This window comes from Pseudarthrobacter sp. RHLT1-30-1 (assembly GCF_059383415.1).
In genome coordinates, this window is record NZ_JBWZCG010000037.1 from 1 (window position 1) to 24,567 (window position 24,567).

Here is a 24,567-nt window from a genome sequence, read left to right on the forward strand (position 1 = left end):
TTTTGAAACCACTGTGGGTTCCTTTCGTCCCCCTCCGGGGGGGGGGGGGGGGTGGGGGGCCCCCCCGCGTTGCTTCGTTAAGGGGCTACTTGCGGGCGGCCTCGCCGGGGAGCTTTCCGGCGAGCGTGTTCCACCGTGAGGTCAGGCCCCACCTGGTGACGTTGATCATCGCTTCGACCACGATGTTGCCGCTCATTTTCGAGTCGCCGAGTTCGCGCTCGACAAAGGTGATGGGGCGTTCCACAATCGTCAGCCCGAGCTTGGCCACGCGCCAGGCCAGGTCCACCTGGAAGCCGTAGCCGACCGAGTCGACCGTGTCCAGGTTCAGTTTCTCCAGGGTGCTCCGGCGGAACGCCCGGAAGCCGCCCGTGACATCCTTGATTTTCACGCCCAGCATGATCCGCGCATACGTGCTGCCGATCCGGGAGATTGCCTGTCGGTAGAGCGGCCAGTTGACGACGCTGCCGCCGGGGACCCAGCGGGACCCCATGGCGAGGTCGGCGCCCTGTTCCACGGCTTCGAGGAGCTGGGGCAGCTGCTCGGGCTGGTGCGAGCCATCGGCGTCCATCTCCACGAGGACGTCATATCCGGCGTCGAGGCCCCATTTGAAGCCGGCGATGTAGGCTGCCCCGAGCCCGGCCTTGCCAGCCCGGTGCATCACATGGACCTGGCTGTCCTCCGCGGCGAAGCGGTCTGCGAGCTGCCCGGTGCCGTCGGGGCTGTTGTCGTCGACAACCAAAACGTCGGTGCCCGGCACGGCTTTGCGCAGGCGCCCGAGGGTCTTGGGCAACGATTCCAGCTCGTTGTAGGTCGGGATGATCGTGAGGACACGCACAGCGGGGCCTTTCCTTGAAGGGGGAGGTCAAGCGCTGGGCAGTCTGCGGTTAGCTGACACCAGGCGCAACTCTCCATTATAGGCAGTCGCCGGGCGGTCCAGGGCAAACCCCGCTCCCCCGGGCAGGTCCACCCGCCTCGGGCCAGTTTCGGCAGCCCGCGGAGTGCGCCGCCGGAACCGTTTTCTGCTGCGAAGTGGACCCGCCCCCTGGGAGCACCCATGGCAACGACCAGAGAAGCTGCCGCGCTGCGGCAACCTGGAACTGACCGGGGGACGTCCGGAGGCTGCGGTCTGCACCACGCTCCGTTGCCCCTCAATGCTACGGGCCGGCCATGATCTGTCAACCGCTCGGTGACCTGCCGTTCCATTCATCGTCGCAGGTCAAAGCCTCCTCGCGGCGGACAAAGTTTCGCCGCCGGGCCGACGGCGCCCGGGCCGGAAGAGAGCCGGGAGTCAGCCCCGGAGCGCACCGCTGGAGTACAGTTCCCGGCCGTCCCGGACGGTCTGCAGGCAGCCGGGCTCGGCGCCGGTGTCCAGCGCCGGCAGCAGGGGCGTCCGGGCGCGGGGGTCGGTGCTCCAGGACTGGACCCGGCCGTCGGCCACCTGGACCATCAGTTCCTCGACCTCCCACACCGCGAAGCTTGCGGGCGCGCCGGGGACCAGCTGGCCGGCCATCGGGTTCCGGTACCGGGCGGCCCGCCAGCCCGCCCGGGTGTGGCCGAGGAACGCCGCGCGGGCGGAGATCTGTTCGGCCGGGTTGTTGTGCTGCAGGCAGGCGCGGACGCTGGCCCAGGGACGCAGCGGCGTTACCGGGCTGTCACTGCCAAAGCAGATCGGCACACCGGCGGCGTAGAAGGAGGCAAAGGGGTTCATGCCGGCCCGCCGGGAGCCAAGCCGCTGCTGGTAAAGGCTGCCCTCCCCGCCCCAGGCGGCGTCGAAGCCGGGCTGCACGCTGACGGATACCGAGTACTTGGCCAGCCGGCTGATGGCCGCGGCGTCGGCGAGCTCCACGTGTTCGAAGCGGTGCCCGGCGGCACGGATCTTCTGCTCTCCGACTTCCGCGGCTGCGAGGTCCAGCGCATCGAGCGCGGCGTCCAGGCCGGCGTCGCCGATCACGTGGAAGCCCGCCTGGATGCCCAGCAGCGAGCACGCCGCCAGGTGGGCGGCGGCCTCCGCGACCGAGAGGTAGAGGCTGCCGCGTTCCCCCGGGGCGTCGGTGTAGTCCGCCCGCAGGGCAGCGGTGCGCGAACCGATCGAGCCGTCGATGTTCAGGTCGCCGGCCAGGCCCAGGACGGGCACGCCGAGGCCGTCGAGGATGGACCGGACCTGCTCCGCCGAGTGGGCCAGCTGGCCCCAGTAGGGAAGGATCTCGGGAACCGCGTCCGGCCCGGCGTTCCACGCCGCGGCCAGCTGCAGGTCCTCGGCGCTGCCGATGTGCGGCGCCGCCATCTCGGCCAGGGCCACATAGCCGTTGGCCGCCGCCTCGGCCAGGGCCTGCTGCTGGTAGCCGCGGATCGCCGCGGCGGGCAGCCGGCGCGCAGCGAGCCGCGCGGCCGTATGCGCGGCACGCTTGACCTGGCTGCCGTCGCCGGCGCCGTCGATCCCGTCGAGGCCGACGGAGAGCGCCAGCGAGGAGGACACGAGGGCCGAATGCGCATCGACGCGGGAGAGGTAGACCTTCCGCCCGCCGGCGGCGCGTTCGAGTTCCTCCCGGGACGGCAGGGCGGAGTCCGGCCACTGCGTCTCGTCCCAGCCGTGCCCCAGCACGGTGTCCCCCGCAACGGAAGCGGAGGCGCAGTACCCCGCGACGGCGTCGAGCAGCTCCCGGGCGGAGCGCACCCCGCCCAGCTGCAGGGAGTCCAGGGCGATCCCGGTTTCGGTGAGATGGACGTGGGAGTCGACGAAGCCGGGAGCCACCAGGGCACCGTGCACATCGATGACCTCCATGGAGGAATCCGCAATCGAGGTGGCAGCCTGCTCGGAGCCGACCCACGCGACCGTGTCGCCGTCGACCAGCATCGCCGTCGCGAAGGGGTCGGCTGCGGTGTAGACGGAACCGTTCCGGTACAGCGTCACCTTGTTCGGCGCGGGCTTGACAGGTGAATCGGTCATGGGTCGGGGACTCCTTGGGGCTGGTTTCCGGCGCGGGCCGGGCATGTTCGACGACGGTGGCAGGGTCCGGCGGTACGGCCGGCCGCGGCGGTCAGGCCACGGAGGAATACGCGACGACGCCGCGCTTGATAAGTTTGATCGCTTCGCCGCACAGCCGCGAAACCCGGGGGTCGAGGGACGGGATTTTTGCCAGCTGGTCCAGCAGGTCGATGACCTGCTTCACCCAGCGCACGAAGTCGCCCGCGGCAAGGTCCGTGCCGCTGAGGACGTCCTGCAGGTGCCGGCCCTTCGCCCACTTGAAAATCGGCCAGACCAGGCCGAGCTCGGGTTCGCCGGTCAGCGGGAGTTTGGTGGCCTCCTCGATGTCCTCCAGCGCCGACCATTCATGCACCACAATGTCCACCGCGGACTCCAGCGACACACTGGGCATCTTGGGCCGGAGCCCGCGGTCCTCGCGTTTGGCCTGGTAGACCAGGACGCTGGCGAGGGCGGCGACTTCGGCGGCGTCAAGGTCACCGAAGGCGCCGAGCCGCAGGGCCTGGGAGATCAGCAGGTCCTTTTCGCCGTAAATCCGGCGCAGCCGCTGTCCGTCGGGGCTGATGGTGAGCACCCCGGCGTCGGAGGTTTCGAGGTAGCCGTAGCTGGACAGGACGCCGCACACGCGATCGAAGGTCTTGGCGATGGTGTTGGTGCGGCCCTGGATCTGTCGCACCAGGCCGTCCGTTTCCTGGCGGAGCTTCCAATAGCGCTCGGACCAGCGGGCGTGGTCCTCGCGTTCGCTGCAGCCGTGGCACGGATGGGCGCGGAGTTCGCGGCGGAGATCCGCGATCTTCTTCTCCTGGTCCGGCAGGGCAGCGGCGCGGCCAAAGTCGTCGTTCCGGTTCGGCGGTGCCGGCGGCCGGTTCTCCCGGAGGGCGTTACGGACCGAGGAGGCAAGGTCCCGCCGAGACTTCGGCACCTTGGCGTTGAAGGATTTCGGGATCCGGACCCTGGTGATCGGGGCGAGCGGTCCTTCCACGTCCTGCGTGCCGATCCGGCGCAGCTGGTTGTCCAGGGTCATCACCGCGGGCCGCGGTTCGCGGGAGTGGTGGTCGGAGCTGAGGACGACGGCGAAACCGGGCGCCCGTCCGGTGGGCACGTCCACCACGTCCCCGGGGAGCAGCCGGCTCAGCGAGTCCTCGGTCACGGATTTCCTGGCCCGGGAGCTGGTCTGCGAGGCGTTCTTCTCCGCGTCGGACAGGGCCCGCCTGATCCTCGAGTATTCGGTGAAGTCGCCGAGATGGCAGCTCATCGCCTTGCTGAAGCCTGCAAGCGATTCCTCCCGGCCGCGCACCTGTTTCGCCAGCCCGACGACCGAACGGTCTGCCTGGAACTGGGCGAAGGAGGATTCGAGGATCTCCCGGGCCCGGGGCCGGCCGAACTGCGCGAGCAGGTTGATGGACATGTTGTAGGTGGGCCGGAAGCTGGAGTTGAGCGGGTACGTTCGGCGTGAGGCGAGGCCGGCGACAGACGCCGGGTCCGTGCCGGGCTGCCACAAAACCACGGCGTGGCCCTCGACGTCGATCCCGCGGCGGCCGGCGCGGCCGGTCAGCTGGGTGTACTCCCCCGCGGTGATATTGACGTGCGCCTCGCCGTTGAATTTGTCCAGCTTCTCCAGCACGACGGAACGGGCCGGCATGTTGACGCCGAGTGCCAGGGTTTCGGTCGCGAACACGGCCTTGACCAGCCCGTCGACGAAGAGCTTTTCCACGACTTCCTTGAAGGTGGGCAGCATCCCGGCATGGTGGGCGGCCAGTCCGCGGAGCAGCCCGTCGCGCCAGCTCCAGAAGCCCAGCACGTCCAGGTCATCGGACGGGATGTCCTGCGCCGCCTCATCGACGCGCCGCGCGATGATGAGCTGCTCCTGCTCGGTGGTCAGCCACAGTCCGGCGGCGACACACTGCGCCACGGCGGCGTCACAGCCCGCGCGGGAGAAAATGAAGGTGATGGCCGGCAGCAGGTCCTGCCGGTCCAGGCTGGCGATGACCTGCGGGCGGCTGGCCTTGCGGACCGGGCTGCGCGGCCCGCCCTGGGGGGCGTCGTCGCGCTGGCGCTGGTTGCGCTGGTTGCGCTGGTTCCGGCCGGCGTGGCCGAACCGGCCGCGGAAGTTCATCTGGCTCTCGGCACGTGCCATCGAGAGCAGCTCGGGGTTCACCTCGAAGCCCGGGCGGACACGCAGGTCAGCGGTTTCCGTGGTGGTGGCCACCGCGGCTACCCCGGCCTCGCCGGCCGGGGCAATCTCATCGAAGCTGGTGTCGCCGGCAAAGAGGTCCACAATCTTCCGGCCCACCATCACGTGCTGCCAGAGCGGGACCGGACGATGCTCGGAGACGATGACGTCGGTCTGGCCGCGTACCGTATCGAGCCAGGCGCCGAATTCCTCGGCGTTGGACACGGTCGCGCTGAGCGAGGCCACCTGGACCTCGCTGGGCAGGTGGATGATGACTTCCTCCCAGACGGCGCCGCGGAACCGGTCGGCCAGGTAATGGACCTCGTCCATCACGACGTAGCCGAGGTCGGCCAGGGTGCTGGAGTCCGCGTAGAGCATGTTGCGGAGCACCTCGGTGGTCATTACGACGACGGGGGCGTCGCCGTTGATGCTGGTGTCGCCGGTCAGCAGGCCGACGCGTTCGGCACCGTACTTATCGGCCAGTTCCGAGTACTTCTGGTTGCTCAGGGCCTTGATCGGGGTGGTGTAGAAGGCCTTGAGCCCGCGCTGGAGAGCCAGGTAGATGGCGAACTCCCCCACGATCGTTTTGCCGGCTCCCGTGGGGGCGGCCACCAGGACACCCCGGCCTGCCTGCAGGGACAGGCAGGCGTCGCGCTGGAAGTCGTCGAGTTCGAAGGCGAGCGAACGGATGAAACCGCCCAGGTAGGTTTTGGCTTCTGCGGCCCGCTCGGCACTGGCTCGGTAGCGTTCAGATGGCGAGACCGGCCCGGGTAGTGAGGACATGCTTCCAGCCTAGTGCGCCACGGGCTAGAGATTCTCCAGCTCGGAGCTGGGAGTTGCCAGGTTCGCGGTCGCTTCGGTTTCCGCGGCCCGCTTGACCGCGCGGCGTTCGCGCCGCCGGTCGTTGAGCAGACAGAGTCCGATGGCGGCAAAGAAGAGGAGCAGCATGGGTCCGGCGAGGTAGAACATGCTCATCGCGTCCGCGCCGGGCGCGGCCATGGCGGCGAACAGGCAGACCAGGAAGACGGTGATGCGCCAGCTCTTGACGAGCTGCTTGCCTTTGATGATGCCCGCCAGGTTCAGCCCGACGAGGACCACGGGCAGCAGGAAGGCGATGCCAAAGGCCAGCAGGAGCCGCAGCACGAACGACAGGTACACCTGGGCGCTGATGAAGTTCGAGCCGCCGGAGGGGGTGAAATCGGTCAGCACCCGGACCGCGTTCGGCAGCACCAGCCATGCCAGCAGGACACCGCCGATAAACAACGGAACGGCCGCAGCCACGAAGGACAGCGCGAGCCGGCGTTCCTTCTTGTGCAGGCCGGGAACGATGAAGGCCCACAACTGGTACAGCCACACCGGGCTGGCCAGTATCAGGCCCAGGAAGACGGAGACCTGGATCATCAGGTCAAAGGAACTGGCCACGCCATCGAAGTTCAGCGTCGCCTGCCGGCCTTCATGTTCATTGAGGTCGCTGATGGGTTTGATCAGCGCAGCGAGCATGGGCTGGTAGACCAGGAATCCGACGACGGTGCCCAGGATGACGGCGATCGCGGATTTGAAGAGGCGGTTCCGCAGTTCCTTCAGGTGTTCGAGGAGCGCCATCCTCCCCTCGGGGTTCGACTTGCGGCCCATGGTTACTGCCACGCGGTGTTAGGCGCGGTTCGGCGGCGGAACGTCTGTTCCGTCTGCGGCGCGGGATTCCGTGCCGTTGGCCTTCGGGTGGTTCACGACGCGGCCCTCGACCGGCTCGGAGCCGTCCGCCGCGTCGGTGGAGCCGTCCTTCTTCATCTCCCGGACTTCCGATTTGAAGATGCGCATCGACTGGCCGAGGCTCCGGGCCATGCCGGGCAGCTTCGGCGCGGCAAAAAGCACCAGCGCCAGGACGATGATGATGATGAGATGCCAGCCTTCAAGCCTCATGACAGGAGGTCCTTTCGTTTGAATACATCTTATGTCTAACTGAAATCGATGTCGTGCAGCCGTTGGGGCTGGCCGCGGTCCTGCTTGCGCTGGACGCGCCGCTTGCGGCGGGCTTCCTGCCGGGCAGACCTGGCTGCGCGGTAGTCATGACCCATCTGCACGGGTGAGGCAAAAACGGCTGAGCCGGGTCCGGCGTCCGGGCCCGATCCGTCCCCCGCGTCGTCGCCGTCCGAGCCTACGCGGCCCAGATGAACATCGGCTGAACCGAAGCTGCCCGGGCCGGACGGGAAGGTGGAGAACCGTTCCCCCGCTTCGCCGAGTTCCTTGACCGTCGCCATGAACTGCCGGAACAACCGGACTCCGAGCACACCGAAGAACAACAGCGACAGCGCGACAAGCGCTATCCAAATTACGATCCAGGACCACCAAGGCATGCTGAGTAGTCTAGCCGCCGCCCCGGCTAGTCTTCATATTGGGCCAGGGCGGCGGCAAGCCACTCGCGCGAAGCGTCCGCGATGTCCTGCGGTTCCAGGATCCGGGCCGTCCCGCCGTGCTGGGCCACGAACATCGGCAACCAGCCTGTGCTGCCGAAGCGGATTTCGGCGAGCAGCCCGCCGTCGGGCAGTTCCGCCGTCCGCTCGGCGTAATATTCGTCGGCGAGGCCGATGCCGCGGCGGGTCAGTTCAACGACGACGACGGTGTCGTCGTCGTTGGGGGTGAAGAGTTTGACCGGGAAACTGCCGCCCGGTTGGGCCGTTTCCGAGACGGGCCGGCCGGTGGTTTCCAGGGTCTCGATCCGGTCCAGCCGGAAGTTGCGCAGGCCCTGTGCCGCGTGGCAGTACGCCTCGAGGTACCAGGTGTTGTCCAGCGAATAGAGCCGCAGCGGGTCGATGTTCCGCTCCGAGACCGTGTCCCGGAGCGGCGAAAAATACCGCAGCCGCAGCTGGGCGCCGGTGCTGATGGCCCCGCGCGCCGTCTCGAGGGCCGCGGAATTGCCCGGCGCCACTTCGGGGCCGGACAGTGCGGCCGCCTTGAGCCCCTCCTCCCCGGCCGCGGCCATGAGCTTGAGCGTGACGGATTCCAGCGCGCCGCCTTCGGCCAGTTCGGGCAGGCCGTTGAGCGTTTCCAGCCCGGTCAGCAGCGCGCAGGCCTCTTCGACGGTGAAGCGGACGGGCCGTTTCAGGTCGAGATCCTCGCTGATGGTGACATGGTCATCGTCCCACTGGATGTCCAGCAGGTCGTCCGGATAGCCTTCGGGCAGGCCGGAGCAAATCAGGATCCGCAGGTCCGCTTCCAGTTCCTGCCGGGTGATGCCGAACTTCTCCGCCACGACGCTGATGTGGAGCCCCTGGTTGTGCACCAGGAACGGCACGAGCTGCAGCATCCGGGTCAGCTGGTCCTCGGAGGTGCGTTTGCGGCCATGCCGGTGCCCCGCCGGAGGGGAGGCCGCCGGGAAAGCGGCTGCCGGGAAGTCGACCGGCGGGACGGGCGAAGCGGTGAACTCGGCCGCGGCGGCCAGGCGGCGGCGCACGGAGGCCACAAGTTCGGGCGGGGACACCACCAGGACGCGGGGCCCGTAGGAGGCGAGTTCCTCGGCGAGCGTCTCGTCGTCCCGGTACGGGACGCGGAGCCGGTCCCGGCCGGCTGTGGCTTGCCCGACGGTATCGGGCCCGACGGCATCCGCCTCGATGGTGCCCGGCCCGGCTTCGTCCGGTCCGGCGGCGTCGGGCAGCGCCCGCTGCCGGAGGCCGTGCAGCCGGCCGGTCTGGACGTCGACAACGGCGGTCCGGACCGGCAGTTCCGCCAGCCCGGCGAGTTCGGCACGGACGTTGAAGTCCGCCGGCGGGGTGAAGTGTTCCTGGTCCAGGACGGTGACGGCGGATGTCAGCCGGGACAGGCGGAAGAAGCGCTTCTCGGCCCGGGCCCGGTCCCGCGCCACGAGGTACCACTGCCCGAAGCGGCTGCCGAGGCCCCAGGGTTCCACGAGCCGTTCCTCTTCCCTGCCGGTGCTGGAAGCGAGGTAGCGGAAGCTCACGGGATGCTGGGCGTGCATCGCGGCGACGAGGTCCTCGAAGGCCTGGCCGGCGGGGCGGATCCGGGGCTGGACCCCGGCGGGGAGTTCGGCGTCGACCAGTCCGCCGGAGGCCTGCAGCTTGCGGACCGCGTTGACGGCCGCGGAGCCCAGGGCGGCATGTTCCCAGAGCTGGGCGGCGAGGATGAGCACGGTGCACTCAGCCGGGGTGAGGCTGACGTCCGGGAGCCGGTTGGACTCCTTGCCGATCCGGTACCGGGTGGTCGCCGGGTCGTCCGAACCCCAGCCCGTGTCGGTGACTGTCTCGATCTCGAATCCGAAGCTCCGCAGCTCGCCCTTGTCGCGTTCGAACTTGCGGCCGAAGGCGACGTCGCTGCTGGTGGTGTCGTGGTAGACCTTTTCGCGCAGCTCACTGCGGCGCAGGCCGTACGTGGTGTTGAGCAGGGCGATGAGCAGGTTCAGGAGGCGTTCGGTACGTGAGGCTGACACCCCGCAAGGCTACTAAAGTCCCTGCCCGAAACTGACAAAAGCGCGGCAACAGCCGGAAGAACTTTTCCGATTGTTACCGCGCCTTGGCAATCAGGGCGCCACCGGGTGGGTGGCTGCCGACGTGTGCCGGGTATTCAGCGAGCCAGGTGTCTAGCGGACGGCGACGAGGTCGACGACGAAGATCAGGGCCTCGTTCGGGCCGATCGCCCCGCCGGCGCCGCGGGAGCCGTAAGCCAGTTCGGAGGGGATCTCCAGCCGGCGGCGGCCGCCGACCTTCATGCCCAGCAGGCCCTGGTCCCAGCCCTGGATGACCTGTCCGACGCCGACGCGGAAGTCGAGCGGTGCGCCGCGGCCCCAGGAGGCGTCAAATTCCTCGCCGGTGGACCAGGCCACGCCGACGTAGTGGGTGGAGACGGTGTCGCCGGCCTTGGCTTCGGCGCCGTCGCCCTCGATCAGGTCGGTGATGACGAGTTCGGAGGGAACGTCGCCCTGGGGGAAGTCAATTTCCGGCTTCTGGCGGTCGATGTTGCGCTGTCCAAATGACATGGTTGCTCCTTCTGGTGGGGCTTGGGGGTAGTGCAGGGTTAGCGGGTGCCGAGAATATCGACGACGAAGACGAGGTCGCCTACAGGCTGGCCACTGGCGGCCGTGGCGTCAGGGTAGGCGAGGTCCTTGGGGATGACCAGGAGGACGCGGGAGCCGACAGTTTTGCCGGTCAGACCCTGGGTCCAGCCCTTGATGACGCCGGTGAGCGGGAAGGTGGCCTTCTTGCCACTGTCGAAGCTGGAGTCGAAGACCTTGCCTTCGGCCAGGGTCACGCCGACGTAGTTCACGGTGAGCGTGTCCGTTTCCTTAACCTCAGGGCCAGTGCCCTTGATGAGGTCCTGGGACACCAGTGCGGTCGGGGCGGCGACGCCGGCGACGGAGATCTCCGGAATACCCTTGTCGTTGTCCTTGACGGTCGGCAGGCCGGCCGGCGGGATGACGGTCTCACCCTCGGGCTTGTCCAGGACCTTGGGTGCGTCCTTGGCGGAGATCACCTTGACGACGAGCAGCTGGGTGGGCTGCGCTTCGGCGCCTTCGGCGCCTTCAGCGGCTGCGGCGCCGGGAACGGCCAGGGCCACGTTCGATCCGACCTTCGCGCCTACGAAGGCGTTGTAGATAACCGGGCTGCCGGTCTTGAGCTCTTCATTAAGTTCGAGCTCCTCCGGATCGTTCGCAAAGGTGTCCTCGAGGGTCGAGCCGTCCTTGCCGCTCAGGGCAACAATTGAAATGGAGGCGATCTGGTTTTCCTTGACCGGGTCGCCGTCGCCCTCCGTGATCACCTTGACGGTCGGCTGGGTGACCTCGAGGGGCTTGGTGAATTCGACACCGGGTGCCTTCTTGTCGCCGTTCTCCGTCAGCTTGAGGGAGTCCAGTTTGGCGGTTTCGCCGGCGGACTGGCTGCTCGGTTCCGGGGCAGCGGGTTCGCCGCCGCCGCAGGCAGTCAGCAGCAGCAGTCCGGGAAGAAGAATTGCAAGTAGTCGGCGCACGTAAGAACTTTCGTCGGGGCAGGATGGACGCCTCGCCGGGCAGCTGCCAGCGGCGAGGCAAGCGGTCGCCGCGAACGGCACCCCATCCAGAATAACGTGGAAAGCTGGGTATCAGCCCATAGAGTCCAGCAGGGCATCCACCCGCTCGTCCACACTCCGGAACGGGTCTTTGCACAAAAGTGTCTGGTGGGCGCGGTCATTGAGCTTCAGATGCACCCAGTCCACGGTGTAGTCGCGCCCCAGTTCCTGTGCCCGCCGGACGAAGTCGCCGCGGAGTTTGGCACGGGTGGTCTGGGGCGGGGCGTCCACCGCGTCCTTGACCGCGGTGTCATCGACCACACGGCGTACGGCACCCCGGGTCTGGAGCAGGTAGTACAGCCCACGGGTGCGCGAAATGTCGTGGTAGGTCAGGTCCAACTGGGCGATCCGCGGTGCGTCGAGGCCGAGGCTATGCCTTTCGCGGTAGTTGTCCATCAGCTTCTTCTTGATCGCCCAGTCCACTTCGGTGTCGATCTTGCTGGTGTCGCCGCTTTCGATCGCATCGAGGGTGCGTTCCCAGAGGTCGAGGATCAGCGGGACGTGGGCGTTGTGGGCGCCTTGCTCGGCGACGAAGGCCGTGACCTTGGCCAGGTATTCACGCTGGATATCCAGGGCCGTGAGCTGGCGGCCGTTGGCGAGCCGGACGAGGGCACGGCCGCTGAGGTCATGGGAGATCTCCCGGATGCTGCGGATCGGGTTCTCCATCCGCATGTCGCGCATGATCACCCCGGCTTCGATCATCCGCAGGATCAGGTCAACGGTCCCGACCTTGAGCAGCGCCGTGGTTTCGGACATGTTGGAGTCGCCCACGATCACGTGCAGCCGGCGGTAGAACTCGGCGTCGGCGTGCGGCTCGTCGCGGGTGTTGATGATCGGCCGGGACCGGGTGGTCGCGGAGGAGACGCCCTCCCAGATGTGGTCCGCGCGCTGTGAGAAGGCGAAGGTCGCTCCATGCGGGGTCTTCAGGATCTTGCCGGCTCCGGCGATCAGCTGCCGGGTCACGAGGAACGGAATCAGGATTTCGGCCAGCCGGGAGAACTCGCCGCGCCGCGGGATCAGGTAGTTTTCGTGGCTGCCATACGAGTTCCCCGCGGAGTCCGTGTTGTTCTTGAACAGGTAGACCGTGCCGTTGAAGCCCTCCGCCGCGAGCCGTTCCTGGGCCTCGTCGACGAGGTCGTCCAATATCAGTTCACCGGCCCGGTCATGGGCGATCAGCTGGAGGAGGTCGTCGCACTCCGCGGTGGCATACTCCGGGTGGGATCCGACGTCGAGGTACAGCCGGGACCCGTTGGTCAGGAACACATTCGAGGATCTCCCCCAGCTGACCACTTTGCGGAACAGGTAGCGGGCCACCTCTTCGGGGGCCAGCGGGCGGGACTCCGGGCTTGAGTAGGAAATCCCGAACTCGGTCTCAATGCCGAAAATGCGCTTGTCCATCTCAGTTCTCCTCAGCGAGCAGTGCGGTGACGTCTGCGTCCTCGAGCCGGCGGAAGGCGCGGCGGGTGCCGCGGCTGCTTTCCGAGCCGCGGTCCAGCACCGCCACCTCCACGGCCGACGCCGGCAGCGTGGGTGTGTCCTTGTCCGCAACAAGGCCGGCCAGGGCGAGCCGGATGGCGCCGGCGAAGTCCAGGGCGCCCTGCCAGCCCGCCGCGACGGCCTCGGATACCTTGTCCGCCTGGCCGCCCATCACGATGAAGCCGTTCTCGTCCGCGATGGACCCGTCGAACGTCAGCCGGTAGAGGTGGTCCTCCTCCGCGCTGGCACCCACCTCGGCCACGGCCAGTTCAACCTCGAAGGGTTTCTGCTCCGCGGTGAAGACCGCCCCGAGGCTTTGCGCGTAAACGCTCGCGAGGCCCCGGGCGGTGACGTCCTCCCGGTCGTACGAGTAGCCACGCACGTCGGCGTAGCGCACCCCGGCCTGCCGGAGGCTTTCGAATTCGTTGTACTTCCCGACGGCCGCAAACGCGATCTTGTCGTAGATTTCGCCGATTTTGTGCAGCGACGGGGAGGGGTTCTCGGCCACCAGGGCGATCCCGTCACGGCAGCTGATGACCACTACGGAACGCCCGCGCGCAATGCCCTTCCGCGCGAAATCCGCGCGGTCCTTCATCAGTTGTTCGGGCGATACGTAGAACTGCTGGGTCATCTCAGGCCTCCCGCTGGGCCACGGCCCTGGATTCAATGATGGTGCCGGCCATGGCCGCGAGCTCGCGTTCCGGAACCCGGTAGGCCCCGGTCCGGTTGACGATGTAAACGACAGGCCAGAGCTGCCGGACGGGGTCCGGGCCGCCGGTGGCGGAGTCGTCGTCGGCGGCGTCGTAAAGCGCCTCGACCGCGACGGCGACGGCGTCCTGTTCCGGGAGGTTGGGCCGCCAGAGTTTCTTGAGCGCGCCGCGCGCGAACATCGATCCCGAACCCACCGAATGGTGCTCCTGTTCCTCGTACCGGCCGCCGGTGACATCGTAGGAAAAGAGCCGGCCCACGCCCGCGGGACGGTCGAAGCCGGCGAAGAGCGGCACGACGGCGAGGCCCTGCATCGCCATCGGCAGGTTGCTGCGGATCATGGCACCGAGACGGTTGGCTTTGCCGTCGAGACTCAGCAGGGTCCCTTCGATCTTTTCGTAGTGTTCGAGCTCGACCTGGAAGAGCCGGGTGATGTCGAGCGCGATTCCTGCGGTTCCGGCGATGCCGAGCACGGAATACTGGTCCGCCGGAAACACTTTCTCGATGTGCCGGCTGGCGATGATGTTGCCCATGGTGGCGCGCCGGTCGCCGGCCATCAGCACTCCGCCGGCATACGTCAGCGCAACAATCGTGGTCCCGTGCGGCGCCTGCAGCGGCGCGGCGTTGCCGGCCGGCAGCTGCTGGCCCTGGCCGAATGGCAGCTGGCCGGACGGCAGTTGGCCGAACGGCAGTAAATCGGGGCGTTGGCGCTGCAGATGTTCGGTAAAGGAGGACGTGGCGTTGGCGGCTACCTGGTTGGCGGTGGTTTCCTGCACTGGTGCACTCCCTCAACGTAGTGAATCAACGACTTCCGGTCCTCATCCCTGTCCCGGCGCAACCCTTGGGCCGCCGCGGTCCGGCGGCGCTACTGGCCGCCCTTTTGGACAAAAGCCCGGACGAACTCTTCGGCGTTGGACTCCAGCACGCCGTCGATCTCATCCAGCAGATCGTCGACGCCCTGGGTGGCCGCTGACGCCTGTCCCTCCGCGGGAGCCGGCGGGGCCGCGGGGACGTCTTCCTCGACTTCGGTGTCCCGCGATGTGGGCTGCTGCTGCTCCTGGCCTGCCATTGTTTTCTCCTTCTGTCCGTCCCATTTTCGCAAGGGACATCCTGTAAGCCATATTGCCACGCCCGGGGCTCCGGCGGGGCTCTTTTCGCTACGAACCGGGTGGCAGTCCCAGCAGCTCGGCGAGGAACGGCCCGGCGTCCCGGTGCCGGGCGAACAGCACGCCGGTGAGGGCCTCGGTGCCGCGCAGCGGTTCCCGGGTGGGGACCCGCTGCAGCCTGCCGCGGCCGGGCAGATCGAAGATCACGGAGTCCCAGCTGGCACCGACGACATCGGCCCCGAACCGGCTCACGCAGCGGCCCCGGAAGAAGGCCCTGGTGTCCGACGGCGGTTCCGTAACCGCCCGCTGAATCACGCCGTCGTCGACGATCCGCCGCAGGCGTTCCCGCGCCAGCAGGCGGTAATAGAGGCCCTTTTCGGGGCGGATGTCAGCCCACTGCAGGTCCACGAGGCCCAGCCGTGCGTGTCCCCAGTCCAGCCCGTCGCGCTCCCGGTAGCCGTCCAGCAGCGAAAGTTTAGCCAGCCATTCCACGGAGGTCGCGGCCGCCGCCCGGTCGCTGCCCAGTTCGGTCAGCGTCGCCGCCCAGCGTTCCAGTACCTCGTGTGTGTGGCCGTCCCCGTCCACGGCGTCGGCGACGCCGGTGTCCTGGGCATGCTTCGCGGCCGCTTCGTAGTAGATCCATTGCAGGTCCAGGGCGGTGATCCGCCGCCCGTCGAGCAGCCGCACGGTGGCGGTGAGCGAGGTGTCGTGGCTGACGGCCTGCAGCGCGGCGACCGGCTCATGGACCTCGATCTTGGGGGCAAGGCCGGCCTCGATCAGGCTGAGCACCATCGCGGTGCTGCCGAACTTGAGGTAATTGGAGGCCTGGCTGAGGTTGGCGTCGCCGATGATGACATGCAGCCGCCGGTACTTGTCGGCGGTGGCGTGCGGTTCATCGCGGGTGTTGATGATGGGCCGCCGGATGGTGGTCTCCAGGCCGACCTCGGTCTCGAAGAAATCTGCGCGCTGGCTGATCTGGTAGCCGGGGCGGGAGCCGTCCTGCTTCATGCCGACCCGGCCGGCACCGCAGATGATCTGGCGCGTGATAAAGAACGGTGTGAGGCCGCGGACGATGTCCCCGAACGGCACCGAGCGGGGCATCAGGTAATTCTCGTGCGACCCGTAGGAGACGGATTTGTTGTCGGTGTTGTTCTTGTAGAGATTCACCGGCGGCAGCCCAGGATCGGCAGCCAGCCGTCGCACCGCGGCAAGCGCCACAAGGTCCCCGGCGGCATCCCAGGTGACGACGTCGCGCGGGTTGGTCACTTCCGGGCTGGAGTACTCGGGGTGGGCATGGTCCACGTAGAGCCGGGCACCATTGCCCAGGACCATGTTCATTAACAGCGTGCCGGACTCGTCCTCGCCGTCGGCCTCCAGCTCCTGCCGCCCATAGGCGAGGGCGACGGCCTCGGCGTCGAGAACGGGCGGCTGGTCGGTCAGCTGGTCCGGTTCGGCCTGACCGCGCTCCAGCGTCCAGCCGCGGGCGTCGTGCAGCGGTTCCTCGTCGGTGTAGTCCCAGCGGGTCTCGGCACCGCCGGCGGCGCGCTGCCGGGTGACCTGGGCGTAGGCCTGGATCACCCGCGCGGACATCATGGTCGCGTTCGCGCCGGGCGCGGAGGGGGCGTGGATCCCGTATTCGGTCTCCGAGCCCATCACCCGCATGGCTCCGCCCGCCGGCAGGCCACCGGATGCACCGGCCGGTCTGCCGGGCACCGCCGACGTCACAGGTACTGGCCCGTGCTCGGCATCGTCTCGATGGATTTGCCGGGTTCCTGGCCCGCTTTGCCCTGGACGATGGTCCGGATGTAGGTGATGCGTTCGCCCTTCTTGCCCGAGATCCGCGCCCAGTCGTCCGGATTGGTGGTGTTGGGCATGTCCTCATGCTCGCGGAACTCGTCCACGACGGCGCGGAGCAGGTGATCGATCCGGATGCCCTTCTGGCCCACGGTGAGCAGGTCCTTGATGGCGTACTTCTTGGCCCGGTCCACGACGTTTTGAACGACGGCGCCGGAATTGAAGTCCTTGAAGTAGAGCATCTCGGTGTCGCCGTTGGCGTAGGTGACCTCGAGGTATTCGTTGGACTTGTCGGTGGAGTACATGGCCTCCACGGTGCGCTGGACCATCGCATCCACGGTGGCCTGGACATCACCGTGGTGCTCGGCGAGGTCCGACTCGTGGAACGGCAGGTCGGCCGTGATGTATTTGTTGAAGATGTCCGCCGCGGCCTCCGCGTCCGGGCGGTGGATCTTGACCTTGACGTCCAGCCGGCCCGGCCGCAGGATCGCGGGGTCGATCATGTCTTCACGGTTGGACGCGCCGATGACGATCACGTTGTCGAGCCGCTCGACCCCGTCAATCTCGCTGAGCAGCTGCGGGACGATGGTGGTTTCCACGTCGGAGGAGATGCCGGTGCCGCGGGTACGGAAGAGCGAGTCCATTTCGTCGAAGAAGACCACCACGGGGCTGCCCTCGGAAGCCTTCTCCCGGGCGCGGGCGAAGATCAGCCGGATGTGCCGTTCGGTCTCGCCGACGTACTTGTCCAGCAGCTCCGGGCCCTTGATATTCAGGAAGTAGCTCTTCATGTCGGTCTTGCCGGTGCGTTCGGCTGCCCGGGCGGCGAGGGAATTCGCGACGGCCTTGGCAATCAGGGTCTTGCCGCAGCCCGGCGGACCATAGAGCAGGATTCCCTTGGGCGCCTTGAGGCCGTGCTCGCGGTACAGGTCCGGGTGCAGGAACGGCAGCTCCACGGCGTCGCGGATCTGTTCGATCTGCGGTCCCAGGCCGCCGATGTCCTGGTAGGTGATGTCCGGGACCTCCTCGAGGACGAGGTTCTCCACCTCCGAGCGCGGGACCTTTTCCAGGGCGTAACCGGTGCGCGAATCGACCGAGAGGGCGTCCCCGACCCGGAGCTTCTGGGCGAGCAGGGCGCCGGAGAGCCGGACAACGCGCTCCTCATCCGCCCGTCCGACCACGAGGGCGCGGTCAACGCCCAGCATTTCCTTCAGTGTGACGAGTTCCCCGGCCCGTTCGTAGCCCAGCCCGGCGACCACCATCAGTGCCTCGTTGAGGAGCACTTCCTGGCCAACGGCGAGCTGGTTCATGTTGACCAGCGGGCTGATCCCGACGCGCATCTTGCGGCCGGCGTTGAAGATGTCCACCGATTCCTCGGTGGCGGCCTGCCCGCCGTTGCCGGCGGAGGAATGGCGTCCGGGGTTCAGCTGCAACACGGTGCCGAAGCTGTACGGCGGCTGGCCCTCCTGGTCGAGGGCGTTCTTCAGCCGGAGGATTTCCGCTTTCGCGGTCTCCAGCATGCCCACCAGCTTGGAGTTGTTCTGGGTGGCGGCGGCGAGCTGGCGGTCAATATGCCGGAGCTTGTCCCGGAGGATATTGACCTGCCGCTCGGCCACCGACAGTTCGCTGGCCGCGTAGCGGTCATCGCCGGCGGGACGCGGCTGTCCCGCCGCGTCCCCCGCGTCCCCCGCGTCCTCTGCCGGGGTCAGGTCCGGATCGGTGTTCGGAGTCTCCATCGTGCATCAGCCCCTTCCTGCGCTTCTATTAAGACATTAGCCCCAAGAAGCCGGACGCCGCTGAAGACTTCCGAAATACGGACTACTTCGTAATATCCGGATCGTCCTTAACGTTGGTTCCGGCGATGGCATCGCGGGCGGCCCGGCGGAGCTTTTTGTCCGAAACGGCGCGCTCCCCCACGGCACCCGGTGTCCAGGCGTTGACGTCCTCTTCGTTGAAGCCGGTCTTGGACGGGCGGCGCTTCACGGAGATGCCCGTGACCCCGTCCGCCAGCCGGCGGGTGACGAGCAGGAAGCCGGTGTGCGCGACCATCCGGTGGTCCGGCCGGACCGCCAGGCCCTCAAGGTGCCAGCCGCGGACCATGGATTCCCAGGCGTCGGGTTCGGTGAAGCGGCCGTCGGCCCGGATGGCCTCCGCGGTCCGGGACAGCTGCGTCACCGTGGCGACATAGTTGATCCACACGCCGCCCGGGGCGAGAACGGTGGCGACGGCGTCGAGGCATTCCCACGGGGCGAGCATGTCCAGGACCACACGGTCCACGGAACCGGGTTCCTCGGTGCGGACCACTTCCTCCTGGAAGTCCCCGAGGGAGATCTGCCAGGCCGGGTGCGGACCGCCGAAGATCGTCTCGACGTTGCCGCGGGCGATGTCGGCGAATTCCTCCCGGCGTTCAAAGGAGTGCAGGTAGCCGTTGTCCCCCACCGCGCGGAGCAGCGAGATGGACAGCGCACCGGAGCCCACGCCCGCCTCGACGACGCGCGCGCCGGGGAAGATGTCGGCCATGGTGACAATCTGGCCGGCGTCCTTGGGGTAGACCACGGCCGCGCCGCGCGGCATCGACAGCACGAAGTCCGAGAGCAGGGGGCGCAGTGTCTGGTATTGCTGGCCGACGTTGTTGACCACCACGGAGCCGTCCGGCTGGCCGATGATCTCATCGTGGTTGAGGAAGCCGCGGTGGGTGTGGAACGCTCCGCCGGCTTCAAGGCTGATCGTGTTCATCCGGCCGCGTTCGTCGGTGAGCTGAACGCGTTCGCCTTCGCGGAACGGTCCGCGGCGGCGGGCTGCGCCCACCGGGGCGGCGGCAGCGGGCAGTCCGGTTGCCGGGGCGGCAGTGTGGATGGCCGCGCTGCCGGCTGTGGCGGCGTCGTCGGGGCTGGTGCTGGCGGCGGTGTCGCTGCTCATGAAGATGTTCCTCGCTCCTGGAAAGCTGGGTGGCCGCGGATGGTGCCGGCGGTCCGGCTGCTGGTGCCCGGGGACTCGAACCCGGGCTGGAAATACACGACCGGCAGGTAACTCTACCGGCTTTGGCCGTACATCCGTCTGCCGGCCCCGGCGGCCTTGCCCGTGAGCGCGGCCAGCACGGCGGATTGCCGCAGGAGGCCGGTGACGGTTCCGGCACTGTCCACGACGGCATACTCCAGCCCGTCGAGTTGGGACAGGTACTGGATCAGTTCCTGCCCCTTGGACCCTTCGGGCACATAGGCGCCTGCACCCAAGGCATAGGACACGGCTGTGACCGGGGTCGAGGCGGCGGCGGCCGCGGGAACGGCGGCGACTGCGCCGGCGTCGACCACGGCGGCCGGTCGCCCGTCGGGGCGGTACAGCACGACGGCGGGGGGTGCCCCGGTGCTACGGTCCCGGGGCAGCGCCAGCAGGTCCGCCACGGTGGCCGATTCCGGGAGGCCTACCGCAGGATCGGCCAGTGCGCCGGCTTCCACCAGCGGCAGCCGGCCGCGCAGCCGGGCCTGCCTGATCGAGGCGGTGGCGCCCATCCAGAGGAAGCTGCAGACGAGGAGCGTGATGAGCATCAGGGAGGTGTCCGGCCGGCCGCCAGCGAGCAGGGGCAGGACCACGAACCACGCCACCAGGCCGATCACGATGATCCGGCCGCCCCAACCGGCAGCAATGGTGCCTTTTTCGTGGCTGCCGGTCAGCTTCCAGACAGCTGATTCGACCAGCCGGCCACCGTCCAGGGGCAGCCCGGGCAGGACGTTGAAGATGCCGATCAGCAGGTTGGCCCAGACGAAGATGTTCGCCAGGATACCGGCGACGCCGGTGAGCCCGCCGCCGGTCAGGACGAGCCAGCCCCCGGCAGCGAGGACGAAGTTGGCCGCGGGACCCGCCAGCGCGACGAGGACGGAACGGCCGGGAGACGCGGTGAAACTCTCAAACTGGGTGTGGCCGCCCCAGAGGTTCAGGACAATCTTTTCGCTGGGCCAGTGGTAGATCTTCGCGGTCAGGGCGTGCGCGAGCTCATGCACCAGGACCGAGACCAGCAGCAGGACCGAGTAGGCGAACGCCACGACGTACGCGCCGATGCCCAGTTCCGGGTTGTTCTTCTGCAGCACGGGGCCGTAGACGATCACCGTAAACGCCGCAATGATGAACCAGGAATAGGCGAGGATCACCGGGATGCCGGCGATCCGTCCCAGCGGGATGCCTTCTTTGCGGCCCTGCTTCTGCGGCTCCCGCCCGCTGCGCGTGTCGGTGTCAGTCATGGACCGGGACCTTTGCTGCGCCGGGTTCATCCGCGCCGTCGGGGGCGGGGTCGGTGCCGCCGGCCCGGCCGAAGGCCGCATCCGGGAATTCGTGGCGCAGGGCGACGAGGTCCTCGAGATCAGCCACGGTGCGGCCGGCCAGGGTGTCCCAAACGGCGTGGCGCGGATCGTGCGGCAGCGGCATGATGTGCGGGATGGCGACGGTCAGCACGCCCGAGGCGACGGCGGACGCGACGCCCGGGACGGAGTCCTCCAGTGCGATGCAGTGCTCCGGTCCGAGTTCCGGGTCCTGTTCCTGCAGCAGTTCCACCGCCCTGAGGTAGGCCTCGGGGTGCGGCTTGCCCTGCGTGACGGTGTCGCCGGTGACGAGGAAATCAAAGTAGGGCTTGGGCAGGCTGGCCACGATTTCCCGGGCCAGCGGGGCCTCGGACATGGTCACGAGGGCGCAGCGGATGCCCGCGCTGTGGAGCTCCTCCAGCAGTTCGCGGGCGCCGGGCCGCCACGGCACGGACGTGCGGACCTGGCTGATGACGTGGGCGGTCAGGATGTCGATGATCTCCCGGCGCTCCAGCGCCACGCCGGAATCCTGCAGGATGCCGGCCGAGAACACCAGGGACTGGCCCACCAGCTGCATGGCCTTCTCGTGGGACCAGTGTCCGCCGTGGGCGGCCACCAGGGCATGTTCAGCCTCGATCCAGTACGGCTCGGTGTCCACGATGGTGCCATCCATGTCCCAGAGCGCGGCTTTGAACAGGGGCTGGGGAACTGAGGATTGCATGCTTTCCAGTCTACGGTGCGGCCCTGTGTGGGGGCTGATACTACGCCTACGGCGAATCAGCGCGGCCGCCGGCGATTCCCGGCGCTTCATTCCCTGCGGGGGCCGGGTGCTTGGACGTAGGGTGAAGAGATGAATAGCTTCGAGGTAGACCCCGCGGAAACGGGCGGCGTGCCCGAGCCGGAACGGCTGCTGCTGCCCGTCCCCGAGGGCCGGCGCATCACGGTGATGCTCGCTGCCTTCGAAGGCTGGAACGACGCCGGGGAGGCTGCCAGCGATGCTTTGCGCTACCTCAACAAGCTGTGGGGCGGCAAGAAGGTCGGTTCGGTCGACGCCGACGAGTACTACGACTTCCAGTTCACCCGGCCCACGATCCGCCGCACGGCATCCGGGGAGCGGAAGATCAAGTGGCCCTCCACCCGCATCTTTAAGGCCAGCGTTCCCGGCTCCAACGTCGACGTCATCTTCGTCCAGGGCACGGAGCCGTCCTACAAGTGGCGGGCATACACCGCGGAACTGCTGGTCCATGCCGAGGCGCTGCACGTGGACTACGTGATCCTGGTCGGCGCCCTCCTCGCCGACGTGCCGCACAGCCGGCCGATTCCGGTGAGCACGTCCTCGGATGACCCTGCACTGCGTGAGCGGATGGACCTGGAGGCCTCCCAGTACGAGGGTCCGGTGGGCATTGTTGGGGTCCTCGCCGAGGTTGCGCTGCTGGCCGGGCTGCCCACGGTCTCGCTCTGGGCCGCTGTCCCGCATTACGTCGCGCAGGCCCCCTCCCCCAAGGCCCAGCTCGCGCTGCTGCACCGGATCGAGGAACTGCTGCAGGTTCCGCTCGACACACAGGACCTCGTGGACGAGTCCGATGCCTGGGAGCGCGGCGTTGATGAGCTGGCCACCGAGGATCCTGAAATTGCGGCGTACGTGCGCCAGCTGGAGGAAGCGAAGGACACCGCCGACCTCCCCGAGGCCAGCGGCGAGTCGATCGCCCGGGAATTCGAGCGCTACCTCAAACGCCGCGGCAAGGACAAACCCTAAGCGTCCGGCGCCCGCGCGTCCGGCGCCAGGTCCGGGGTTCGACTCCCGCGTCTAGAGTTCGACGCCGAGCAGGGCGTTGACGGCGTCGCTGACCAGGGCGGCGTCCGTCGGGCAGCCCGCGTGGCCAGCGTGGAGCGCGGCCTTGGCCCAGTCATCCATGGCGGCGACGGCCCCGGGGGCGTTCAGGTCGTTCGAAAGTTCGGCCCGCAGCCGGGCGACCAGAGCCGCGGCTGAGCCGGCGGGAGCCGCCTCGAGGGCGTCCCGCCAGGTGCGGAGGCGGTCCTTGGCCTCGGCGAACCCGGCGTCGGTCCAGGACCAGTCGCTTCGGTAGTGGTGGGCCAGGATGGCGAGCCGGATCGCTGCCGGTTCCTCGCCCGCGGCGCGGAGTTTGGACACGAGGACCAGGTTGCCCTTGGACTTGCTCATCTTCTCGCCATCGAGCCCCACCATCCCGGCGTGCGCGAAGTGGTGTGCCAGCGGCACACCGGACAGGGAGTAGGCGTGCCCGGCGCCCATTTCGTGGTGCGGGAAGATCAGGTCCGAGCCGCCGCCCTGCACGGTGAACGGCGCGGGCAGGTACTTTTGGGCGATGACGGTGCATTCGATGTGCCAGCCCGGCCGGCCGTCCCCGAGGCCGCCACCCGGCCAGCTCGGTTCGCCCTCGCGGGCGACCCGCCAGAGCAGCGGGTCAAGCGCCTGGCGTTTGCCGGCCCGGCCCGGATCCCCGCCGCGTTCGGCGAACAGCTCCAGCATCTCGGCGTCGGACAGTCCGGAGACCGAGCCCAGGGTCCAGGCGTCGGTGGCCTCGGCGGAGTGCTTGCCGGCGGCTTCGACGTCGTAGTAGACATCCCCGTCGGGCTCGCCGGCGCCGCCGGCCACCCGGTAGGCCAAACCCCGCTGCACGAGCAGCTCGATGGCCGGCACGATCAGCGGAATGACTTCCACGGCGCCCACATAGTGGTCGGGCGCCAGCACGTTGAGCGCTTCCATGTCCGTCTGGAAAAGCTCGATCTGGCTGGCGGCGAGATCGCGCCAGTCCACACCGGTCGCCGTCGCGCGCTCCAGCAGTGGGTCGTCGACGTCGGTGACGTTCTGCACGTAGGCGACGTGCTGGCGGCCGTCCCGCCAGGCGCGGTTGAGCAGGTCGAACGCGACATAACTGGCCGCGTGCCCCATATGGGTAGCGTCATACGGGGTGATGCCGCAGACGTACATTGACTGTTCGCCGGCTGCTCCGAGGGTAACGACGCTGCCTTTGGCGGTGTCGAAGAGGCGGAGGGCAGCCATGCTGCCGGGGAGCTGGGGAACGGGGCGGGAGATCCAAGACTTCACAGCCCAAGCCTAGTGCTAGGCGCTGATGACGTTGAAACCGAGCAGCACGTACAGGGCCAGGCCGAGCAGGATCCGGTACCAGACGAAGAGCCGGTAGCTGTGGGTTGAGACGTATTTCAGGAACCAGCCGATGATGATGTAGCCGACCACAAAAGCGACGGCCGTCGCGAGTGCCGTTTCCGGGAGGCTGTAGGGTCCGGTGACGCCGTCCTTGGCGACGACCTTGTAGAGCTGGTACAGGCCGCTGCCGAACACGGCCGGGATCGCCAGCAGGAAGGAATACCGGGCGGCCGCTTCGCGGGTGTAGCCCATCAGCAGCCCGGCGGTGATCGTGCCGCCCGACCGGGAAACGCCGGGGATCAGTGCCATGGCCTGGGCCAGGCCGAAGAAGATGCCGTGCCTGTAGGTCAGCTGGGTCAGGTCGCGCTGCTGCCGGCCGACGGCGTCGGCGACGGCGAGGATCATGCCGAAAACGATCAGCGTGGTCGCCACTATCCAGAGGCTGCGCAGCACGGACTCGATCTGGTCCTGGAAGAGCAGCCCCAGGACGATGATCGGCAGGCTGCCCAGGATGACCAGCCAGCCCATCCGGGCGTCAGGGTGCTGGCGGGAGACTCTGCCGGTCAGGGAGCCGGCCCAGGCTCTGACGATCCGCACGATGTCGCGCCAGAAGTACACAATCACGGCGGTTTCCGTCCCGAGCTGGGTGATCGCGGTGAACGCGGCCCCCGGGTCGGCCGCGTTGGGCAGGAAGGAGCCTACGATCCGCAGATGGGCGCTTGAGGAGATCGGGAGGAACTCTGTCAGTCCCTGCACAAGGCCCAGAAAGGCCGCTTCAAACCAGTTCACGTTTATAGACCCTACGTCATGATGCGGGGCGAATCCCCGTAAGCTTGCTG

The 24,567-nt window shown here is 68.1% G+C and carries 21 protein-coding genes; 1 reads left to right on the forward strand and 20 read right to left on the reverse strand.

What is annotated here, in order from left to right; translation table 11 throughout:
• Window positions 1-85 precede the first annotated feature (85 nt).
• The 18 genes from AC50YM_RS18745 to AC50YM_RS18830 form a co-directional block, all read right to left on the reverse strand.
• Window positions 86-835 (reverse strand): polyprenol monophosphomannose synthase, encoded by a 750-nt coding sequence (locus AC50YM_RS18745; RefSeq protein WP_494958452.1) that lies wholly within the window; start codon window positions 833-835, stop codon window positions 86-88.
• Between the two features lie 453 nt (window positions 836-1,288).
• On the reverse strand, window positions 1,289-2,947 hold the full coding sequence (locus AC50YM_RS18750; protein ID WP_494958453.1) for an amidohydrolase: 1,659 nt from the start codon (window positions 2,945-2,947) through the stop codon (window positions 1,289-1,291).
• A 91-nt stretch (window positions 2,948-3,038) separates the two neighbouring features.
• Window positions 3,039-5,939: a DEAD/DEAH box helicase gene (locus tag AC50YM_RS18755; RefSeq protein WP_494958454.1), complete on the reverse strand. Its 2,901-nt coding sequence runs from the start codon at window positions 5,937-5,939 to the stop codon at window positions 3,039-3,041.
• Window positions 5,940-5,963: 24 nt separating this feature from the next.
• Complete coding sequence (gene tatC, locus AC50YM_RS18760) at window positions 5,964-6,758, reverse strand: twin-arginine translocase subunit TatC (RefSeq protein ID WP_494892841.1); 795 nt, start codon at window positions 6,756-6,758, stop codon at window positions 5,964-5,966.
• A 48-nt stretch (window positions 6,759-6,806) separates the two neighbouring features.
• Window positions 6,807-7,076: a Sec-independent protein translocase subunit TatA gene (tatA, locus tag AC50YM_RS18765; protein WP_494958455.1), complete on the reverse strand. Its 270-nt coding sequence runs from the start codon at window positions 7,074-7,076 to the stop codon at window positions 6,807-6,809.
• A gap of 35 nt (window positions 7,077-7,111) precedes the next feature.
• On the reverse strand, window positions 7,112-7,510 hold the full coding sequence (locus tag AC50YM_RS18770) for a hypothetical protein (protein ID WP_494958456.1): 399 nt from the start codon (window positions 7,508-7,510) through the stop codon (window positions 7,112-7,114).
• A gap of 26 nt (window positions 7,511-7,536) precedes the next feature.
• Window positions 7,537-9,597, reverse strand: coding sequence for a helix-turn-helix transcriptional regulator (locus AC50YM_RS18775; RefSeq protein ID WP_494958457.1), 2,061 nt, complete (start codon window positions 9,595-9,597; stop codon window positions 7,537-7,539).
• A gap of 150 nt (window positions 9,598-9,747) precedes the next feature.
• The gene (locus AC50YM_RS18780; protein ID WP_494958458.1) at window positions 9,748-10,143 is read right to left on the reverse strand and encodes an FKBP-type peptidyl-prolyl cis-trans isomerase; all 396 of its coding nucleotides are present in this window, start codon (window positions 10,141-10,143) and stop codon (window positions 9,748-9,750) included.
• Window positions 10,144-10,181: 38 nt separating this feature from the next.
• Window positions 10,182-11,129 (reverse strand): FKBP-type peptidyl-prolyl cis-trans isomerase, encoded by a 948-nt coding sequence (locus AC50YM_RS18785; RefSeq protein WP_494958459.1) that lies wholly within the window; start codon window positions 11,127-11,129, stop codon window positions 10,182-10,184.
• A gap of 111 nt (window positions 11,130-11,240) precedes the next feature.
• The gene (gene pafA, locus AC50YM_RS18790) at window positions 11,241-12,605 is read right to left on the reverse strand and encodes a Pup--protein ligase (protein WP_494958460.1); all 1,365 of its coding nucleotides are present in this window, start codon (window positions 12,603-12,605) and stop codon (window positions 11,241-11,243) included.
• 1 nt (window position 12,606) lies between these two features.
• Window positions 12,607-13,314: a proteasome subunit alpha gene (prcA, locus tag AC50YM_RS18795; RefSeq protein WP_494958461.1), complete on the reverse strand. Its 708-nt coding sequence runs from the start codon at window positions 13,312-13,314 to the stop codon at window positions 12,607-12,609.
• Between the two features lies 1 nt (window position 13,315).
• On the reverse strand, window positions 13,316-14,167 hold the full coding sequence (gene prcB, locus AC50YM_RS18800) for a proteasome subunit beta (RefSeq protein ID WP_494958462.1): 852 nt from the start codon (window positions 14,165-14,167) through the stop codon (window positions 13,316-13,318).
• A gap of 89 nt (window positions 14,168-14,256) precedes the next feature.
• A complete protein-coding gene (locus AC50YM_RS18805) occupies window positions 14,257-14,460 on the reverse strand; it encodes a ubiquitin-like protein Pup (protein WP_494892512.1) in 204 nt (67 codons plus the stop codon).
• Between the two features lie 88 nt (window positions 14,461-14,548).
• Entirely contained in the window at window positions 14,549-16,159 is a 1,611-nt protein-coding gene (dop, locus tag AC50YM_RS18810) for a depupylase/deamidase Dop (protein WP_494958479.1), read from the reverse strand.
• 59 nt (window positions 16,160-16,218) lie between these two features.
• On the reverse strand, window positions 16,219-18,024 hold the full coding sequence (gene arc / locus AC50YM_RS18815; RefSeq protein WP_494958463.1) for a proteasome ATPase: 1,806 nt from the start codon (window positions 18,022-18,024) through the stop codon (window positions 16,219-16,221).
• Window positions 18,025-18,106: 82 nt separating this feature from the next.
• Window positions 18,107-19,207 (reverse strand): tRNA (adenine-N1)-methyltransferase, encoded by a 1,101-nt coding sequence (locus AC50YM_RS18820; RefSeq protein ID WP_494958464.1) that lies wholly within the window; start codon window positions 19,205-19,207, stop codon window positions 18,107-18,109.
• Window positions 19,208-19,320: 113 nt separating this feature from the next.
• On the reverse strand, window positions 19,321-20,523 hold the full coding sequence (locus tag AC50YM_RS18825; RefSeq protein ID WP_494958465.1) for a site-2 protease family protein: 1,203 nt from the start codon (window positions 20,521-20,523) through the stop codon (window positions 19,321-19,323).
• Window positions 20,516-21,301: an HAD family hydrolase gene (locus tag AC50YM_RS18830; protein WP_494958466.1), complete on the reverse strand. Its 786-nt coding sequence runs from the start codon at window positions 21,299-21,301 to the stop codon at window positions 20,516-20,518. Before AC50YM_RS18830 ends, AC50YM_RS18825 begins: the two co-directional genes overlap by 8 nt.
• Before the next feature lie 129 nt (window positions 21,302-21,430).
• On the opposite strand from AC50YM_RS18830, the gene AC50YM_RS18835 reads away from it, so the two are divergent.
• Window positions 21,431-22,336, forward strand: coding sequence for a PAC2 family protein (locus AC50YM_RS18835; protein WP_494958467.1), 906 nt, complete (start codon window positions 21,431-21,433; stop codon window positions 22,334-22,336).
• A 51-nt stretch (window positions 22,337-22,387) separates the two neighbouring features.
• On the opposite strand, the gene mshC is transcribed toward AC50YM_RS18835, so the two are convergent.
• Together mshC and AC50YM_RS18845 are read right to left on the reverse strand one after the other, a co-directional pair.
• Window positions 22,388-23,668, reverse strand: a complete 1,281-nt coding sequence (gene mshC, locus AC50YM_RS18840; protein ID WP_494958468.1) for a cysteine--1-D-myo-inosityl 2-amino-2-deoxy-alpha-D-glucopyranoside ligase — start codon at window positions 23,666-23,668, stop codon at window positions 22,388-22,390.
• A gap of 15 nt (window positions 23,669-23,683) precedes the next feature.
• Window positions 23,684-24,517, reverse strand: a complete 834-nt coding sequence (locus tag AC50YM_RS18845; RefSeq protein ID WP_494958469.1) for an undecaprenyl-diphosphate phosphatase — start codon at window positions 24,515-24,517, stop codon at window positions 23,684-23,686.
• Window positions 24,518-24,567 lie beyond the last annotated feature (50 nt).

Coding starts and splice junctions, on each gene's coding strand:
- AC50YM_RS18820 (WP_494958464.1), bottom strand. CDS start 19,207: ATGAGCAGCGACACCGCCGCCAGCACCAGCCCCGACGACGCCGCCACA.
- tatC (WP_494892841.1), bottom strand. CDS start 6,758: ATGGCGCTCCTCGAACACCTGAAGGAACTGCGGAACCGCCTCTTCAAA.
- AC50YM_RS18770 (WP_494958456.1), bottom strand. CDS start 7,510: ATGCCTTGGTGGTCCTGGATCGTAATTTGGATAGCGCTTGTCGCGCTG.
- AC50YM_RS18755 (WP_494958454.1), bottom strand. CDS start 5,939: ATGTCCTCACTACCCGGGCCGGTCTCGCCATCTGAACGCTACCGAGCC.
- AC50YM_RS18780 (WP_494958458.1), bottom strand. CDS start 10,143: ATGTCATTTGGACAGCGCAACATCGACCGCCAGAAGCCGGAAATTGAC.
- AC50YM_RS18750 (WP_494958453.1), bottom strand. CDS start 2,947: ATGACCGATTCACCTGTCAAGCCCGCGCCGAACAAGGTGACGCTGTAC.
- arc (WP_494958463.1), bottom strand. CDS start 18,024: ATGGAGACTCCGAACACCGATCCGGACCTGACCCCGGCAGAGGACGCG.
- AC50YM_RS18825 (WP_494958465.1), bottom strand. CDS start 20,523: ATGACTGACACCGACACGCGCAGCGGGCGGGAGCCGCAGAAGCAGGGC.
- prcA (WP_494958461.1), bottom strand. CDS start 13,314: ATGACCCAGCAGTTCTACGTATCGCCCGAACAACTGATGAAGGACCGC.
- AC50YM_RS18830 (WP_494958466.1), bottom strand. CDS start 21,301: ATGCAATCCTCAGTTCCCCAGCCCCTGTTCAAAGCCGCGCTCTGGGAC.
- AC50YM_RS18835 (WP_494958467.1), top strand. CDS start 21,431: ATGAATAGCTTCGAGGTAGACCCCGCGGAAACGGGCGGCGTGCCCGAG.
- AC50YM_RS18805 (WP_494892512.1), bottom strand. CDS start 14,460: ATGGCAGGCCAGGAGCAGCAGCAGCCCACATCGCGGGACACCGAAGTC.
- pafA (WP_494958460.1), bottom strand. CDS start 12,605: ATGGACAAGCGCATTTTCGGCATTGAGACCGAGTTCGGGATTTCCTAC.
- dop (WP_494958479.1), bottom strand. CDS start 16,159: ATGCGGGTGATGGGCTCGGAGACCGAATACGGGATCCACGCCCCCTCC.
- tatA (WP_494958455.1), bottom strand. CDS start 7,076: ATGAGGCTTGAAGGCTGGCATCTCATCATCATCATCGTCCTGGCGCTG.